We start from the raw sequence: 16,835 nt of genomic DNA, 5'->3' as shown, positions 1-16,835 counted from the left end.
ATAAGATGCAGCTTTTTTAATTTCTTGTAACATTTATACTGATTTCAAGTTAAATTAACGCCTTGTGTCTGCGGCGTGCTTTACTACAATGGCAGATCTAAAAAATAAATTTTATACGAGTTGTTTGGATTTTCTTATGTATAAGTCAGCTGCCATTTTTGGCCAACCGATGTTACCGACATTATTTAAAATTACAGTACTCGGTTCAGCTCTCGCGACACTTGGACTGGCTGGTTGCTCCTCGACGCAAAGTGCAACGCAAACATCTAAATCCAAACAAGTCGGATCAAACTACTTAGACGCAAATAGTCTAGATTCTTTAGAAGATTTACTTTCTGCAACCGACATGCGTGCGGTGGAAGGGGATCGCCTGTTGGTGTTAAAGCACGGTGACGTTTGGAAGCGTATGACCGTGGGCTTTAAAATGAACAGCGATCATTGGAATCCGCGTATTGATGCACAGCGCGGGTGGTTCATTTCACGTCAACCGTATTTGGATCGTTTAAGTGCACGTGCTTCACGTTATTTGTATCACACCGTTAAAGAAGCCGAGCGTCGCGGATTACCAACAGAGCTGGCTCTTCTGCCTGTGATTGAAAGTTCGTACGATCCTGCTGCAACCAGTAGTGCTGCGGCTGCCGGCTTATGGCAGTTTATTCCAAGTACGGGACGTATTTATGGCTTAAAACAAAGTAGCCAATATGACGGACGCCGTGATGTGGTGGAGTCAACACGGGCTGCGTATGAGTTCTTGGGCAGTTTATATAACCAGTTCGGTTCGTGGGAACTTGCCCTAGCAGCTTATAATGCAGGTCCGGGCCGTATTCAACAAGCGATTAACCGTAATAAAGCCGCAGGTTTGCCGACGGACTATTGGTCATTAAAACTGCCTGAAGAAACCATGAACTATGTGCCACGTTTCTTGGCGGTTGCGCAGATCATTAAAAATCCAAATGCCTATAACATCAATTTACCGCCGATTGCCAATCGTCCGCACTTTAGAGAAGTCACTGTGGGCGCGGTGAGTCTAAATGAAGTTGCGTCGATTACCGGTTTAAGTCGTGCCGAGCTGTATCAGTTAAATCCGGGACACCGTGGTGAATGGATTGATGGTGCAAGTCCAATGCGGATTTTAATTCCTGCGGATTTGAGCCCTTCAGTGGATGTACGTTTGAAAAAATTACAGGGTGGTTCAGGCGGCTTGTGGGCATCTGCAAATACCAAACTGCCTGAAAATAACCAAACGATTCAACCAAGCAAAATTGAATCACCGAGGTTAAATACCAAAGCGATCACACCGTCGAAAACTACACCACCTGTTTTAGCGACGACAACCACAAAAACCACAACAGGAAAGCCTACCACTTCATCTGTGGTTACGTCGTCAAGCGGTGCAGCTATCTCTACGCCGCCTCGTGGTTCAACGCCTAAGGGTTCTAATGCACTGGCTGCTTTTGCTGCCAATAGCGATATTCCAAGTGCGCCGCGTATTCCAGTTGCGGTGACGCCAGCGACCCCAGTGAAACCAGTTTCCGTTGAACCACTAATTTCAGTAGCAGAACGTGAGCAGTTAACCGCGGCAATTCAAGCTGAAGGTCAAAGCAAAACTGTCGATGAAGTTCTGAAACCAGTTGCGACGAAAGCAGAGCAAGCTGAAGTGGTAGCTGAAATTCAAGCTTTGGCCCCTCAAGGCACAGAAATTGTGGATCCTTTAGATGGTAAAATTAAGCTCACCGCAATTCAAACCAGTCAGTCTGTGGCAGAGCTGCAAGGTAAAGAGTTAACCAAAGGTTTTGCTTATCCAAAATCTGTGGCTGACAATACTCGTTTAGATTCAGATGAAGTGAAGCGTAATCAAGGCAAAAATTTTGTTAAGACTGACTCTGAAATTGTAATTGTTCCGCCAAAAGGTAAACGTTCAACTTATACCGTACAACCGGGTGATACTTTGGCGCTGATTGCTGCCAAAAATGGGGTGAACTGGCGTGATGTGGCGAAGTGGAACCAAATGGATGCCAATGCCACACTTTATGTCGGTACATCGATTTATTTATATGATGCAAAGCCACAAGCTGAAAAAGTAGAAGTACGTTCTACCGTGAAAGCTGAGACTAAACCTGAGAGTTATACTGTTCGTGCCAATGATACCTTAACCGGTATCGCGGATGAGTTCGGTTTAAGCTTAAAACAGTTGGCTGATTATAACGGTTTAAGCGTAACGAGTGGTGTACGTGTGGGGCAAAAGCTTTCTTTAAAAGAAACAGCTCAATCCCGTACTAAATCCAACGATGAAAAAACTAGCAGCCCAACCAAAGTGGCAACCCAGTCGTATACGGTGAAACGTGGCGAATATCTGAAACTGATTGCAGACCGCTATGCGCTGTCAAATCAAGAATTGGCAGATTTAACACCAGGTTTAAATGCGGGCAGCAACCTGTTGGTGGGACAAAAAATTAATGTGCCACTCAATGATGTCAAAAGCTTAACGACAAGTAGTGCCAAAGCATTTCCAGTCAAAGCTGAGCCACAGTTCAAAGTTGAAAGTTATAAAGTACAACGTGGTGACACATTATATAGCATTGCATCACAGTCGAAGATGAGCTTGTCGGAGTTGGCTGATCTCAATAATCTGTCAACCAATAGCGGTTTACAAGTGGGTCAAAGTATTAAGATCCCTGCGGGTTCAACTGTGCCAGATACTTATACCGTTCAGTCAGGAGATTCGTTAACTGCGATTGCTTCGAAATATAATTTGGGTATGGATTATATTGCTGACCTCAACAACATGAGTCGTACAGCAGGCTTACGTGCAGGTCAAAAACTCAAATTAACCGGTGAAGTGCCTGCTGTTGAAACGCCGAAAACAGTCGAAAAACAAACCACTGCAAGTAATAACTCAACCGATATTCACGTTGTGAAATCGGGTGAAACCCTAAATAGCATTGCACGTAAATATCATTTGCAACTGAACTATTTGGCTGAATTGAACAACCTGAGTCGGACGGCGAATGTTCGTGTCGGTCAGCGTTTGAAAATTGAAGGTGATGTTGATTCAGCTCCAGTCAAAACAGAAACTGTGGCAGCAAAATCACAAGCAACTTCAGGTCGAGCAACTGAAGCTTATAAAGTGAAGTCAGGCGAGTCGTTAAACTCAATTGCAAGCCGTGCTGGGATGTCGGTGTCAGAGCTTGCTAGTTTAAATAACCTGAGTGCACGTGCAGGCTTACAAGTTGGGCAGACCATTCAAATCCCGAAACTGATTACGCAGTACACAGTAAAACGTGGCGATACCTTAATTGGACTGGCAAGTCGTTATGGTATGGACACTTCGCAATTGGCTGAGCTCAATGACATTAAACCGAATACGCAGTTGCGCATTGGCGATGTAATTAAGGTGCCGAACTAATATTGAGTTGAAATGCAATTTCAGAGAAAGCTTCGATGACGGTTAGAACAACACTCTTGCTGTTCAGCCTTGTAACGATTCCTTTAAAGGCATGGTCTGCACTGCAGACCATGCCTTTTATTGCACCTTATGGTACGCCGAAATACAGCCAATTGGATCATCTGCCTTATGCCAATGTGCAGGCACCGAAGGGTGGCGAATTAACACGTGCAGTCATTGGGAGTTTTGATAACTTAAACAGCATGAATGGTCGCGGTACTGCGGTTGAGGGAACCAACTATTTATTTGACTCACTTATGAGTAGTTCTTTGGATGAGCCTGCGGTGATGTATCCGTTGCTGGCAGAAAAGGTCAGCTATGACCCGAAAAATTTTAACGCTATCATTTTTCATTTAAACCCTAACGCACGGTTTAGTGATGGCAGTCTTGTTACCGCAGCCGATGTAAAGTTCAGTTTTGATATCTTTCAAAGCAAATCCAATTTTGGCTTACAGATGTATTTGTCAGATTTAGCCAAGACAGAAGTGTTGTCCAAATACAGCGTCAAAATGCATTTTAAAACCCGGAATAATGTGGAAATGCCTTTGATTGTGGCCAGAATGCCAATTTATTCCAAAAAAGACTGGCAAGGCAAAGATTTTAGTAAAACTTCGATCAAACCGATTTTAGGATCAGGCCCTTATCTCTTAGAGAAAATCAATGCAGGGCAGAGGGTTGTTTATAAACGTAATCCAAAGTATTGGGCCAGAGATTTAAAGGCCAACCAAGGGCGCTATAATTTTAACCGCGTGAGTTATGTGTATTATCGTAGCAAAGATATTGCTTTTACTGCATTTAAGGCGGGTTTATATACCTTGCATGAGGAAGAGTCCGCACGACAATGGGTGACTGCTTATAATTTTCCTGCAGTAAAACAAGGTCTCGTTAAAAAATATCGCTTTAAGCATTTCAATCCGATACCGACGCAAAGTTTTGTGTTTAATACCCGTCGTCAGCCCTTTCAAGATATTTATTTTCGCCAAGCTTTAACTTATGCCTACGACTTTGAGTGGCAAAACAAAGCGATGTTCTATGGGCAATATCAACGCTTGCAAAGTTATTTTTCTAATAGTGAACTAGAGGCGAAGGGTGTGCCTTCGGCTGCTGAAATCAAAATCTTAAAGCCTTATTTGGCGAAATTGCATCCCGTACAGCGAGATGGCGTTTTAAAGAACTGGCGTTATTCAGCTTCAGATGGATCGGGCTATAATCGAAATAATTTGCTTATCGCACGACAGATTTTATTAAAAAACGGCTATAGATATAATGCCAAAGGGCAATTGTTGGATCGGAAAAATAAGCCGATTCAGTTTGAATTTCTGATTCAGCCGAGTGATGCTGTACGTGAAATTACGCCTTTTGTTCGCCATCTAAAGCGCCTAGGAATACAGCTGAACATTCGACAGGTTGATACACCGCAGTACTATGAGCGGATGCGTACTCAAGATTTTGATATGACCCTACAAACGATGCCGCAGTCTTTGACACCGGGTAAAGAACAGGTGCAACTGTGGGGCAGTGCTTCAGCCCATCAGGTGGGAAATTATAATTATTCGGGTATTCAAAATCCGGTGATTGATCAGATGATTCAACAGTTGATTCAAGCGCCTGATCGTAAGCAAGTGGTCGTGCAAACGCGTATTTTAGATCGCTTGTTGCGTGCAGGTTATTATCAAATACCGACCTATGGTAAAGCGGATCAATGGTATGCCTATTGGAACATGTATCAAAAACCAGCACGGAGTCCACAGTTGCATGTCGGTTTGGATTATTGGTGGAGTGATGCCAAACAGGCGAAAAAGGTGAGTCAGTACTTAGGTCAGGCAGCCAAGCCATAAGCTGGCATAGGGGGTTTTGAGATGCGTATGTATATATTCAAAAGGCTGTTGCTGATCGTTCCGACCTTATTTCTGATTTTGCTGATCAATTTTGCTGTGATCCAAATTGCACCTGGTGGGCCTGTTGAGCAAGCCATTCAACAAGCGGAAGCTATGCAAACTTTGGGTAATTTGGGCGGTGCAGGTGGAGGCTCAAATGTCTACCAAGGCGCGCAAGGACTAAGTGATGAAATGCTCGCAAAGATCAAAGCACATTATGGTTTTGATCAGCCCATGCATATACGCTTCTTTGAAATGGTGAAAAATTACGCGCAACTGGACTTCGGCACGAGCTTTTTTAAAGACCAGCCCGTTACAGCATTGATTAAGGATAAATTACCTGTATCGCTGTCCTTGGGGCTGTGGAGTGCTTTGCTGATTTATCTGATTTCGATTCCTTTGGGCATTAAAAAAGCCCGATTCCACGGCACAGTGTTTGATCAGTCTACATCGCTCCTGTTGGCAGTGGCTTATGCGGTTCCTGCGTTTATTTTTGCAATTCTCTTGATTGTCTTTTTTGCAGGCGGATCTTACTTCCAATGGTTCCCCTTACAAGGTTTGGTTTCGGAGAATTTTGCGGACTTGTCACTATGGGGCAAAATTAAAGATTATTTCTGGCATATGGCTTTACCGCTTTTAGCGATGGTGATTGGTGGTTTTGCTACAGTGACTTATCTCACCAAGTATTCGTTTATGGAAGAGCTCAGCAAGCCTTATGTGCTGACGGCACGGTCTAAAGGCCTGACTGAGTCTCAAGTGTTGTATGGTCATGTGTTTCGTAATGCGATATTAATTGTGGTGGCAGGCTTACCTGAAGCTTTAATCGCTTACTTCTTTGTGGGCAATTTATTTATAGAGATCATATTTAATCTGGATGGTTTAGGCCTATTGGGCTTTGAGGCGATTGTGCAACGAGACTATCCTGTGATTTTTGGCACATTGTTCATTTTTACTTTGTTGGGCTTGCTGCTGCGTCTGATTGGCGATGTGTTGTATCAGTTGATTGATCCGCGAATTCATTTTGATTCGCAAGGGAGAGGCTGATGTCACCTATTTTACAGGCAGGTTTCAAGCGATTTAAGCAAAATAAGCTTGGTCTTAGTTGTTGTATTTTATTTCTTTGTATTTTTGTACTGTCTTTAGCTGCAGAATTGATCGCGAATGATAAGCCGCTGTTGGTTAAGTATGATCATGCTTTGTATTTCCCTGTATTGAAACACCATCCTGAAACGACTTTTGGCGGTGTGTTCGAAACTGAAACTGAATATAAAGATCCAGTGGTACAACAGCTGATTCAAGCAAAAGGTTGGGTTGTTTGGCCGTTGATCCAATATTCATATCAAACTCCCAATGTAGATTTGACTGTCCCTGTACCGTCACCACCCACGATGCAAAATTGGCTCGGGACAGATGACCAAGGTCGTGATGTTTTGGCACGAATATTATATGGCTTACGTGTCTCATTGTTGTTCGGTTTTGTTTTGACTTTCAGCTCAGCTGTACTGGGCATTGTGATTGGTGCACTACAAGGTTATTACGGTGGTTGGGTCGATTTAATCGGACAGCGTATTTTAGAAGTGTGGGGTGGGCTACCCATGCTATTCATGGTGATGATTTTAGTCAGCATGTTCAGCCCAAATATCTACTGGTTATTTTTAATCATGCTGTTATTTAGTTGGACGATTTTAGTTCCACTGGTACGTGCTGAGTTTTTAAGGGCCCGCCAGTTGGACTATGTCCGTGCTGCGCGAAGTTTAGGTGTCACCAACCGAGCTATTATTTTTCGGCATATTTTACCTAACGCAATCAGCTCGAGTCTGTCACAACTGCCTTTTATCTTAACAGCCAATATTACAGCGCTAACCGCACTGGATTTCTTGGGCTATGGCCTACCGCCTGATGCGGCATCATTAGGTGAGCTTTTGTTACAAGGCAAGAATAATTTAAATGCACCATGGTTAGCTCTGTCTGGCTTTTTTAGCTTGGCTATTGTGCTTGCGTTGCTGATGTATATCGGGGAGGCTTTGCGCGATGCATTTGACCCTAGACGCCAATAGAACAGCTCCGATACTTGAAGTGAATGCCCTGAGCATTCACAGTTCAGAACGGGTATTAGTCGATCAGCTCAGTTTTGAACTACGTGCTGGGCAGACTTTGGCGCTGGTTGGAGAGAGCGGTTCAGGAAAATCGGTCAGTGCTTTAGCCTTGATGGGTTTATTGCCGAAAGATTTACAAGTGCAAGGCTCACTATTATTAGACAGAAAAAATCTCTTAAAGCTGAGCGATGCGCAACTTAGGCCGATTCGTGGGCAAAAAATCGCGATGGTTTTTCAAGAGCCAATGACCGCTTTAAATTCTTTGCATCGGGTGGAAAAGATCATTGCCGAGACTTTATGGTCACAGGGTTGGTCGAAAGCTCAAGCGCGACAACGAGTAATTACCTTGCTAGAGGATGTGGGTATTCCAAATCCTGAAAGTGTGTTACAGCGTTTTCCTTATGAGTTGTCTGGCGGGCAGCGTCAGCGGGTCATGATTGCCATGGCACTGGTGCAAGAGCCTGATATTTTGATTGCAGATGAACCCACCACAGCACTAGACGTCATGCTGCAAGTTCAAATTTTAGACTTGCTGAAGTCTTTACAACAGCGCCATAACATGGCCATGATTTTGATTAGCCATGACCTCAACTTGGTGAAACACTATGCTGATGATGTCGTGGTCATCCATCAAGGTAAGGTTGTAGAGCAAGGAGAGGTTGCGCAGATTTTTGAGCAGTCGCAGTCTACTTATACTCAAAACCTACTCAATCATTCTTTTGGTCAAGCCATTAACGTACAAGATGCAGCATCTTTGCTCCGCTTAAAACAACTTGAGGTTAAATTTCCGATTAAAAAAGGCTGGTTTAATCGCACGACACAGTATCTTGCTGCGGTTGAAGCTTTGGACTTGAGCTTGGCTCAAGGGCATTCTTTGGGAATTGTTGGGGAAAGTGGTGCAGGCAAAAGTTCTTTGGCACTGGCCGTAGCAAGGCTGATTGAAAGTCGAGGAAAGATCCAGTTTGGAGAACATGATTTAAACCAACTCTCGCAAAAGGCATTGCGTCCGCTACGTCGTGATTTTCAAATCGTGTTTCAAGACCCGTTCGCAAGTTTGAACCCACGCATGAGTGTTGAACAGATCATTGCAGAAGGTTTGACTTTAAAGCCTTTGTCTTTGTTTGAGCGAACACAGCGTATTGAGAATGTCTTAACTCAGGTGGAGTTGCCAGTCGCATTTAAAAGCTATTATCCACATGAGCTATCTGGTGGGCAAAGGCAGCGTGTGGCTTTGGCACGAGCCTTGGTGCTTCAACCTAAACTATTGATTTTAGATGAACCAACTTCGGCCTTAGACCGAAGTACGCAGCGTTCGATTGTGGCGTTATTACGCCGTCTACAACACGAGCAGGGTATCAGCTATTTGTTTATTGGCCATGACTTACAAGTGGTACGTGCACTCTGCCAACAGGTTTTGGTTTTGCGACATGCCAAAGTAGTGGAATTGCAAGCCACTGAACAACTTTTTGAGCAACCGCAGTCTGACTATACGCGTCAATTGATTCAAGCCAGTCAGTATCAGTAAAATCATTTTCTAAATAAAAGATCAGAAATTTTGACAAAATGAATTGTCAAATTCTCTTGACTGTAGCCAAAAAACACATAGAGTAAAAACACTAAAAAATATTAAAGGATGAATTTTCATGAGCCAGCTTGCAAGCGCAATCGACATTGGGCAGGTCCATTTTAAAAATAAGATGATTAAAGGGGCAATGAGTGAAGCACTGGCCAATCATGCTGGCCAGCCGAATCATTTGCACTTAGGCTTGTATGAGGCTTGGGCAAAAGGAGGCCTAGGCTGTGCCATTACAGGTAATGTGATGGTGGACTTCCGAGCTAAAAATGAACCAGGCGTGGTGGTGATTGAAACCGAACGTGACTTAGAACCACTAAAACAATGGGCTGCGATTGGTAAAAAACATGGCATGGTGCAATTGGTGCAGTTGTCACATCCGGGCCGTCAATGTCCTAAGGGTTTAAATAAGGAAACGGTTGCACCTTCAGCAGTACCGTTTAGCCCTGCTTTAGCAATGAGCTTCGGAACGCCGCGAGCGCTTCGTGAAGATGAAATCCTTGATATTATCCAACGTTTTGCAACTTCAGCCGCCATCTGTGAAAAAGCGGGTTTTGAAGGCGTGCAATTACATGGTGCGCATGGTTATCTTATCAGTCAGTTTTTATCGCCGTTGACCAATAAACGCCAAGATCAATGGGGTGGCTCTGCTGAAAACCGCATGCGTTTTTTATTGGAAATTTATAAAGCGGTACGTGCAGCGACCTCGGATCAGTTTATTATTTCTGTCAAACTTAATTCAGCAGATTTTCAGCGTGGCGGGATTAGTGAAGAAGATGTCATTGCGACATTTAAAGCTATTGATGCGGCTGGGATTGATTTGATTGAAATTTCAGGGGGCAGCTATGAAGCACCTGCGATGGCAGGGGTGAAGCAAGAAAAACGTAAAGCGTCGACCATTGCACGTGAGGCTTACTTTTTAGAGTTTGCTGAAAAAATTCGTGAACAAGTCCAGTGTAAGCTGATGGTGACAGGCGGTTTTCGTACTGCTGCGGGTATGAACGCAGCCTTAGCGAGTGGCGCGTGTGATTTTATTGGGATGGCGCGTCCATTTGCGGTAGAACCCGACGTGACCAATCGTTTAATTGCAGGGCAAGATGTACGTTATGCAGTCGATAAGATCAAAACAGGTATTTCGATGATTGATAAAATGGCGATTATGGAAGTGATCTGGTATGCCGCACAATTTAAGGATATCGCAGAAGGTAAACAACCAAATCCGAAACTGTCACCGCTCAAAGTGTTTTTTAATTATTTAAAAGGCAATGTGAAAGCCGTGATTAAGGGGCAAGTCAACTCTAGAAAGTCAGCTTAAGCATAGCCTCACTGTGTGATAGACCAATAGTGTTCAAAATAAGAAGCAGACCATTGCCCACGTGCCATTGCAGCATTAAAGGCAGGTCTGCTTTGTTTTTGGGTGAAATAGTGTTGAATAGACTGATACTGGGCAAACTGCGGAGTGGCATAACTGGCCGCATAGATTGGAAACCACATCAAGATATCCACATAACTAAACACATCGCCTGCAAAGTATGAATGCGTGCTTAAGTGGGTATCAATTTCTTTAAGTTGCCGATGTAGCTCAGGGTTTAAATAAGCACGATTGAACGCGCTTTGAAAGGCCAAACTCACAAAACGTACAAGCAAAGGTGTTTGTTGTTTAATGTGTTGGAAAACTTGTTTCAATGCCAAATTGGGCATGAGACTGGCATCGCTATAATGGCTATAAAAACAGAAGTTCCAATACTGTGTATGCTTATGAGGAATAATCAACTTCTGGCACAGTTGGCATAAGTATTCTACGATTGCGCTGCTTTCCGTAAGTCGTATCGTCTGAGTATAATGTGGAATGTCGAGCGTTGGAAATTTCAGATTCGTTTGTCTAGCTTGTGTTGCATCATACAGCTTGAGTTCATAAGATAGCTCAAGTTCCTCAAGTAGCCAAAGAATACGTTGTGAACGCGAGTTTTGAAGATGATGTAAGATCATAAATATTTTTAGTTTTAAGTGATTGATCGTATCTATAAAAGAAGAATAAAGGAAATCTAGGATGAAAAATAGAAATGTTGCGATTTTAAGTGCTGTTTTACTGTTGGTAAGTCCTCAGCTGCTATGGGCGAATATGTCCTATCAAACGGGCGATATTATTTTTCATGTTTCGAAGTCTCAGCAAAGTTTAGGGATACAAAAAGCGACCAAGTCCCGTTATAGCCATATGGGTTTAATTGTTCATAAAAATGGAAAATCATGGGTTTTAGAGGCGGTTCAGCCTGTGAAATATACTGCACTTCAGCAGTGGATTGATCGCGGGGTTGAACGGCATTATGTGGTGAAGCGCTTTAAAACGAATTTGACTGTTCAGCAAAAGCAGCACTTGATCAAGAACGCAGAACAATACTTAGGCCAGCCTTATGATCTTTATTTTGAGTGGGACAATCGTGCTTTATATTGCTCAGAAATAGTCTGGAAGGCCTATCATGATGCTTTAGGCATTGAGTTGGCGCCGTTATCCAAACTGAAGCAATTTAATTTAAGTTCGCCTGAAGTCAAGCAACTCATGCAACAGCGATATGGGAAAAACATTCCCTTGAATGAAACTGTGATTGCGCCACAGGCTATTTTTGCCTCGACCGCTTTAATTGAAGTTGATCGTAAATAGACAAGCAATAAAAAAGCCCAAGTCATAATGCTTGGGCTTTTTTGTGAGATGACTTTAGAAAGAATCAATCTCGAATATGGCGTCCCTACGGGGATTCGAACCCCGGTTACCGCCGTGAAAGGGCGATGTCCTAGGCCTCTAGACGATAGGGACAGTACAGAAGTGATGTTTTAAAACCAATTACTTTTGATCTTAAGTAATGGCGTCCCTACGGGGATTCGAACCCCGGTTACCGCCGTGAAAGGGCGATGTCCTAGGCCTCTAGACGATAGGGACTTAATAAAACTTTACTTCTGAAATTGGCGTCCCTACGGGGATTCGAACCCCGGTTACCGCCGTGAAAGGGCGATGTCCTAGGCCTCTAGACGATAGGGACGTTTCAGAGGTGGGCGTATATTAGGGCGAAAATAGAGGGGTGTCAAACGCTTTTCTCTAAATAATTCTAGTTTTAAGTGTTGAGTGCATAAATTTAAAACAATCTAGATAAAATGATTAAAAATCATATGATTTAAGCCGATTTTTTAAGCAACTTAAGCAAGTTGTTGATGAACTCGGGATGGCGTAAATAGCCTTCGATCAGATGAGGATGAGCAAGATCGGTGGTGATTTGCTTGTTGATAATGGCGGGAGTAAAAGCAAACGGTTTTTGGTTCAGTGGAAAAGCACTCAGAAAATCAGCATCTGAATAAAAATTGATCCAATCGCCACATAAAGCTGCAGGCCGTTGAATAGGTTGCTGTAAATGGCACTGGATAACGCGAAAAGCAAGTGGTGAACCGAGGGTAATTAGTGCTTGAATCTTAAGTTCAGGGTGTCGAATTAAATAATTATAGGCAATCACGCTGCCTAAAGAGTGGGCAATCACAATATTGGGTTTCGTACCGTGTAAGTGCTCATGCAGACGCGTATGCACGGTGTGGATGAAGTGTGGATTGGATAAATATAGATACGCTTCCATCAAAAAACGATGAATAAAGCTACTATGCAGCTCTGGGAAGTGGTTGATTAAACTAGCTAAGTCGCGTAAGGCCAGATCTTTGCTGAGGAGGCTGATGTATTTAATTTTATTATTGAATGAGAGTTCATCTGAAATGGTGAGCTGGGGGTTTTTAGAAATTTCAGCTTGATGTTCGATATTGGGTGCAGCGGTGTGCGTCAGGTGAATAGGATGTAAAAAAGAAAAAGGAGACCAATGTTGTGGCATGAGGGTGCTGGCATTGAGGGTGTTTTCTAAATGCTGACGTGTTAGAAGATCTCCGTAAAAGGCCAGCCGACTGTGCCGCTGAAGATAGCGAAGGTCATTTGCACGGCCAAGTTCGCTCAGTACCTGTTGTAAGATCATAAGCCAATGTTGAAGCAGGGTACGCGCAGTCTTGTGCTGCTGATTCATCCCATGAATCCATACAATATTCATCAGGCATGCACCGATGATGTACTCGATAAAAACAGTATAAAAAAAAGAGCGACCGAAGTCGCTCTTTTTAACAGTAAGGATTAAGATTTCTTGTGATAAAAGGTGTAATAACTTGCATAACATACTGCAATAAACAGTAAACAACCAAAGAAGCTAATACGCATACTTGGATCAAACACCATACTGACGCAGGTGATAAAACAGAAGATAAAGCCAAGGATTGGCACAATAGGGAACAGGGGTGCTGCAAAACCTAATTCTTCTTTTTTACGTCCTTGTTTATACCATTGGCGACGGAAGTTAAATTGGCTTAAGCAAATACTCATCCAAACGACGACCATGGTAAACGCTGCAATACCTAAAAGGTTTGTAAAAATGGCTTCAGGTGCAAACTGTTCAGACAGTAAACCCGGCATCCCCCCAATCATGGTCACGATGACTGCCACATAAGGGACACCACGTGCATTGATTTTTGAGAAGACTGCTGGCAACTGTTTTTGGTAAGACAACGACCACATCATACGCGAAGCGGCAAATAGTCCCGAGTTCGCAGCAGATAGCAACGCAGTGATAATCACAAAACGAATGATATCTTCAGCATAAGGAATGCCAATGTGTTGGAATACGGTTACAAATGGACTACTACTCACGCCTTCAGCCGCTAAACCTGCCTCTTGATGCGGAAGGAGTGAAGTCACGACCAATATGGTACCCACAAAGAAAATCAATAAGCGGAAAATCGCAGTATTGATGGCTTTGGGTACATTCTTAGCAGGATCTTTGGTTTCACCCGCAGCAACACCAATCAGCTCTGTACCAGAAAATGCAAAGTTCACGATCAACATGGTGGTAAAGATAGGGAACAAGCCTTCTGGGAACCAACCCTGAGCTGTTAAGTTGCTAAATAAAGGCGCAGCTTCATAGCCTCTGTAGCCAATCACGCCAAAAATAGCGAGTAGACCCAATAAAATAAAAATAACAACGGTGATAACTTTGACTAAAGCCAACCAAAACTCAGATTCAGCGAACCATTTGGTCGAAATCATATTTAAACTAAATACAAATGCACCAAAAATTAGAGTCCACATCCACATTGAACTATCTGGAAACCACTCCTGCATGAGCAGTGCGGCAGCTGTAAACTCGGTTCCTAGCGTGACTGACCACGTTAGCCAGTACAGCCATGTGATGGTATAACCTGTACCTGGTCCGATATAGCGTTTGGCATAGGCGCCAAATGAGCCAGACTCAGGCATATGAACAGCAAGTTCCCCTAAACACAGCATGACCATATATGCAATGATCCCGCCGAGGAAATAAGAAATAATGGCACCTACAGGCCCCGTTTGTGCAATGACTTCACCCGATCCTAAAAATAGGCCAGTCCCGATTGCGCCACCAAGCGAAATCATAACCAGATGTCGAGTACTCATAGCGCGTTTTAAAGGCGCAGAATTGCCCTGATGCGAAGCATCATTCGGAGATGAGTGCATAAGCGTTAATAAGTTCAGGAATGAAGCGGGCTATTGTAGTGAAAAACTGCAAATCTGCAATGAAATAATAGTAATTATGAATAAGTGTTGATCGGATAAGATCAAGAGATGGCGTCCCTACGGGGATTCGAACCCCGGTTACCGCCGTGAAAGGGCGATGTCCTAGGCCTCTAGACGATAGGGACGTTGTGAGGTGATGCGTATATTAAGGATTAAAGGCCTATTTGTCAAAAGGGTTTTTGCTCTGTGATGGTTGAAAGTTCAAACATTAGGCAAAACAAGTAATTAAATTGAATGAATTTTTTATTGTTGCAAAAGTGAGCTCAAAAAATAAGCTTGAGCTCACTTTGCTGAAGATGCTTAGTTTTTATTGTGATAGAGCCAATAGTAACTGGTATAGCAAGCGGCCATAAAGAGCAAGCAGCCAATAAAACCTGAAAGCATTTCAGGGTCTGCCGCCATACTTAAACCTGTCGCAGTACAGCAGATAAAGCCTAGGATCGGAACCAACGGATACCACGGGGTACGGAATTTCAATTCCGATAAAGCATGACCTTGCTTTAACCATTGGCGACGGAAGTTAAACTGACTCCAGCAAATACTCATCCAGACAATCACCATAGTGAATGCTGCAACACCCATCAAGTTCTTAAAAATGACATCTGCACCAAACTGCTCAGAGAGCAAGCCTGGTAAGCCACCAATCATGGTGACCCAAATGGCAATATAAGGCACCCCAGATTTACTTACTTTGGCAAAAAGCTTGGGGAGTTGGTTTTGTGAGGACAGGGCCCACATCATACGAGATGCAGCATATAAGCCTGAGTTTGCGGTTGATAATAATGCCGTGATAATCACAAAACGGATAAAATCTTCGGCGTAAGGAATACCCATCTGGGTAAATACAGTCACAAACGGGCTGCTGCTTAAGCCGCCATGTCCACCTACTTGCAAACCTGTGTTTGTGTAGCTAAGTAGCGAACTGATGACAATGATGGTACCAACAAAGAAAATAATCAGGCGCCAAACCGCGGCATGAATGGCTTTGGGTACATTTTTTTCTGGGTTTTCAGTTTCACCTGCGGCAATACCAATCATTTCTGTGCCATTAAAGGCAAAGTTCACAATTAATAAGGTGGTAAACAACGGAATAAGGCCATTTGGTAGCCAGCCTTGTGCGGTTAAGCTGTCAAATAAGGGGGCAGATTCATACCCTTGAAAAGGGATAACACCGAAAATACAGGCAAAGCCTAATAGAATGAAAATAAGTACAGTTGCGACTTTAATCATGGACAGCCAAAACTCAGACTCTGCAAAAGCTCGGGTTGAACTAAGGTTTGAAATCAGGACGCCACTGGCAAAGATTAGCGTCCATAACCAGATCGACGTATGTGGGAACCATTCCTGTACCAAAATGGCTGCTGCGGTAAATTCGGTGCCAAGTGTTGCCGACCAGCCGAGCCAATACATCCACGACACCATATAACCTGTGCCAGGGCCAATATAACGTGTTGCAAAGGCACCAAATGAACCAGAAACAGGTAAATGTACTGCAAGCTCTCCAAGGCAAAGCATGACCATATATGCGATCAAACCCCCAATAATATAAGCCAGCACAGCACCGAGAGGGCCTGCCTGAGAGATCACTTCGCCTGAGCCCATGAACAGGCCTGTACCAATGGCACCACCAAGCGATAACATGATCAGGTGGCGTGTGCTCATGGCACGTTTTAATGAGGTATTTTGCAGTGAATCAGTTGACGACTGCGAAGGCGGCGTTGCAGATTGCATAGAAAATCAAAGAATGGGCTTAAAGTTATATTCTAGTTTTTAATAAGATGAAAAATCACGTGAATTGAAATTTTCTGATGAACTATCGGTATCAATTTAAAAAACAAATGCTTAAAGACTATCTTTTAGTGGTCAGGTGTTGGGTAAGAAGGGCTGTTTTCAACACTTGAGTGGATTTCTTGTGCGACAGGGTCTTGTTTAGTGTTATTGGTTCCTTGTTGGACAAACCATAGATAAAAAATAGAAGGCGATAGAATTAATAAAAAGATTAGAATTTTCTTAAGCATAACAATCAACCTTGAAAAACACAGACCATAGTATAGCGAGCGTATGGTTAAAACTGAAATGAAACATCGGTGGTCAATAGCCGATTAAATGAAAAGTGATGTGTTCTAGAAATAGAATAAGATGGCGTCCCTACGGGGATTCGAACCCCGGTTACCGCCGTGAAAGGGCGATGTCCTAGGCCTCTAGACGATAGGGACGT

General features: G+C 43.3%; 11 protein-coding genes and 5 tRNA genes. 7 read left to right on the top strand and 9 right to left on the bottom strand.

Annotated elements, in window-relative coordinates; translation table 11 throughout:
- The first annotated feature begins 136 nt into the window (after positions 1–136).
- From ACSC9N_RS10605 to ACSC9N_RS10580, 6 genes are all read left to right on the top strand, one after another.
- Entirely contained in the window at positions 137–3,406 is a 3,270-nt protein-coding gene (locus tag ACSC9N_RS10605) for a LysM peptidoglycan-binding domain-containing protein (RefSeq protein ID WP_010326357.1), read from the top strand.
- A 35-nt stretch (positions 3,407–3,441) separates the two neighbouring features.
- Positions 3,442–5,283: an extracellular solute-binding protein gene (locus ACSC9N_RS10600; RefSeq protein ID WP_010326358.1), complete on the top strand. Its 1,842-nt coding sequence runs from the start codon at positions 3,442–3,444 to the stop codon at positions 5,281–5,283.
- 21 nt (positions 5,284–5,304) lie between these two features.
- Positions 5,305–6,366: a microcin C ABC transporter permease YejB gene (yejB, locus tag ACSC9N_RS10595; protein WP_058952083.1), complete on the top strand. Its 1,062-nt coding sequence runs from the start codon at positions 5,305–5,307 to the stop codon at positions 6,364–6,366.
- Positions 6,366–7,379, top strand: a complete 1,014-nt coding sequence (locus tag ACSC9N_RS10590) for an ABC transporter permease (protein ID WP_010326360.1) — start codon at positions 6,366–6,368, stop codon at positions 7,377–7,379. The genes yejB and ACSC9N_RS10590 overlap by 1 nt, the downstream gene beginning before the upstream one ends.
- Complete coding sequence (locus ACSC9N_RS10585) at positions 7,354–8,943, top strand: ABC transporter ATP-binding protein (RefSeq protein WP_010326361.1); 1,590 nt, start codon at positions 7,354–7,356, stop codon at positions 8,941–8,943. Before ACSC9N_RS10590 ends, ACSC9N_RS10585 begins: the two co-directional genes overlap by 26 nt.
- Positions 8,944–9,061: 118 nt before the next feature.
- A complete protein-coding gene (locus ACSC9N_RS10580; RefSeq protein WP_010326362.1) occupies positions 9,062–10,306 on the top strand; it encodes an NADH:flavin oxidoreductase/NADH oxidase family protein in 1,245 nt (414 codons plus the stop codon).
- 8 nt (positions 10,307–10,314) lie between these two features.
- Here the strand turns inward: ACSC9N_RS10580 and ACSC9N_RS10575 are convergent, their stop codons facing one another.
- Complete coding sequence (locus tag ACSC9N_RS10575; protein ID WP_010326363.1) at positions 10,315–10,980, bottom strand: glutathione binding-like protein; 666 nt, start codon at positions 10,978–10,980, stop codon at positions 10,315–10,317.
- Positions 10,981–11,041: 61 nt separating this feature from the next.
- On the opposite strand from ACSC9N_RS10575, the gene ACSC9N_RS10570 reads away from it, so the two are divergent.
- Positions 11,042–11,650 carry a YiiX family permuted papain-like enzyme gene (locus ACSC9N_RS10570; RefSeq protein ID WP_010326364.1) on the top strand — a complete coding sequence of 203 codons (609 nt, stop codon included), beginning with the start codon at positions 11,042–11,044 and terminating at the stop codon, positions 11,648–11,650.
- 77 nt (positions 11,651–11,727) lie between these two features.
- On the opposite strand, the gene ACSC9N_RS10565 is transcribed toward ACSC9N_RS10570, so the two are convergent.
- The 8 genes from ACSC9N_RS10565 to ACSC9N_RS10530 all read right to left on the bottom strand — a co-directional run bounded on the left by ACSC9N_RS10565 (position 11,728) and on the right by ACSC9N_RS10530 (position 16,833).
- Positions 11,728–11,803: transfer RNA gene (locus tag ACSC9N_RS10565), tRNA-Glu, on the bottom strand.
- Between the two features lie 47 nt (positions 11,804–11,850).
- Positions 11,851–11,926 (bottom strand) — tRNA-Glu (locus ACSC9N_RS10560).
- A gap of 24 nt (positions 11,927–11,950) precedes the next feature.
- Positions 11,951–12,026, bottom strand: a tRNA-Glu gene (locus ACSC9N_RS10555).
- Between the two features lie 132 nt (positions 12,027–12,158).
- On the bottom strand, positions 12,159–13,064 hold the full coding sequence (locus ACSC9N_RS10550) for an alpha/beta hydrolase (RefSeq protein ID WP_058952526.1): 906 nt from the start codon (positions 13,062–13,064) through the stop codon (positions 12,159–12,161).
- An 80-nt stretch (positions 13,065–13,144) separates the two neighbouring features.
- Complete coding sequence (locus ACSC9N_RS10545) at positions 13,145–14,557, bottom strand: amino acid permease (RefSeq protein ID WP_058952081.1); 1,413 nt, start codon at positions 14,555–14,557, stop codon at positions 13,145–13,147.
- 109 nt (positions 14,558–14,666) lie between these two features.
- A tRNA-Glu gene (locus ACSC9N_RS10540) sits at positions 14,667–14,742 on the bottom strand.
- Positions 14,743–14,917: 175 nt separating this feature from the next.
- Positions 14,918–16,348, bottom strand: a complete 1,431-nt coding sequence (locus ACSC9N_RS10535) for an amino acid permease (protein WP_439036032.1) — start codon at positions 16,346–16,348, stop codon at positions 14,918–14,920.
- A 409-nt stretch (positions 16,349–16,757) separates the two neighbouring features.
- Positions 16,758–16,833: transfer RNA gene (locus tag ACSC9N_RS10530), tRNA-Glu, on the bottom strand.
- Positions 16,834–16,835: the final 2 nt, after the last annotated feature.

The sequence above is a fragment of the Acinetobacter sp. PC34 genome (assembly GCF_051789135.1).
GTDB lineage: Bacteria > Pseudomonadota > Gammaproteobacteria > Pseudomonadales > Moraxellaceae > Acinetobacter > Acinetobacter johnsonii.
Note: the sequence above shows the minus strand (reverse complement) of the source record. Positions and strands in the feature narration are given on the sequence as shown.

Coding starts and splice junctions, on each gene's coding strand:
- ACSC9N_RS10605 (WP_010326357.1), top strand. CDS start 137: ATGTATAAGTCAGCTGCCATTTTTGGCCAACCGATGTTACCGACATTA.
- ACSC9N_RS10600 (WP_010326358.1), top strand. CDS start 3,442: ATGACGGTTAGAACAACACTCTTGCTGTTCAGCCTTGTAACGATTCCT.
- ACSC9N_RS10570 (WP_010326364.1), top strand. CDS start 11,042: ATGAAAAATAGAAATGTTGCGATTTTAAGTGCTGTTTTACTGTTGGTA.
- ACSC9N_RS10575 (WP_010326363.1), bottom strand. CDS start 10,980: ATGATCTTACATCATCTTCAAAACTCGCGTTCACAACGTATTCTTTGG.
- ACSC9N_RS10535 (WP_439036032.1), bottom strand. CDS start 16,348: ATGCAATCTGCAACGCCGCCTTCGCAGTCGTCAACTGATTCACTGCAA.
- ACSC9N_RS10580 (WP_010326362.1), top strand. CDS start 9,062: ATGAGCCAGCTTGCAAGCGCAATCGACATTGGGCAGGTCCATTTTAAA.
- ACSC9N_RS10590 (WP_010326360.1), top strand. CDS start 6,366: ATGTCACCTATTTTACAGGCAGGTTTCAAGCGATTTAAGCAAAATAAG.
- ACSC9N_RS10545 (WP_058952081.1), bottom strand. CDS start 14,557: ATGCACTCATCTCCGAATGATGCTTCGCATCAGGGCAATTCTGCGCCT.
- ACSC9N_RS10585 (WP_010326361.1), top strand. CDS start 7,354: ATGCATTTGACCCTAGACGCCAATAGAACAGCTCCGATACTTGAAGTG.
- yejB (WP_058952083.1), top strand. CDS start 5,305: ATGCGTATGTATATATTCAAAAGGCTGTTGCTGATCGTTCCGACCTTA.
- ACSC9N_RS10550 (WP_058952526.1), bottom strand. CDS start 13,064: ATGAATATTGTATGGATTCATGGGATGAATCAGCAGCACAAGACTGCG.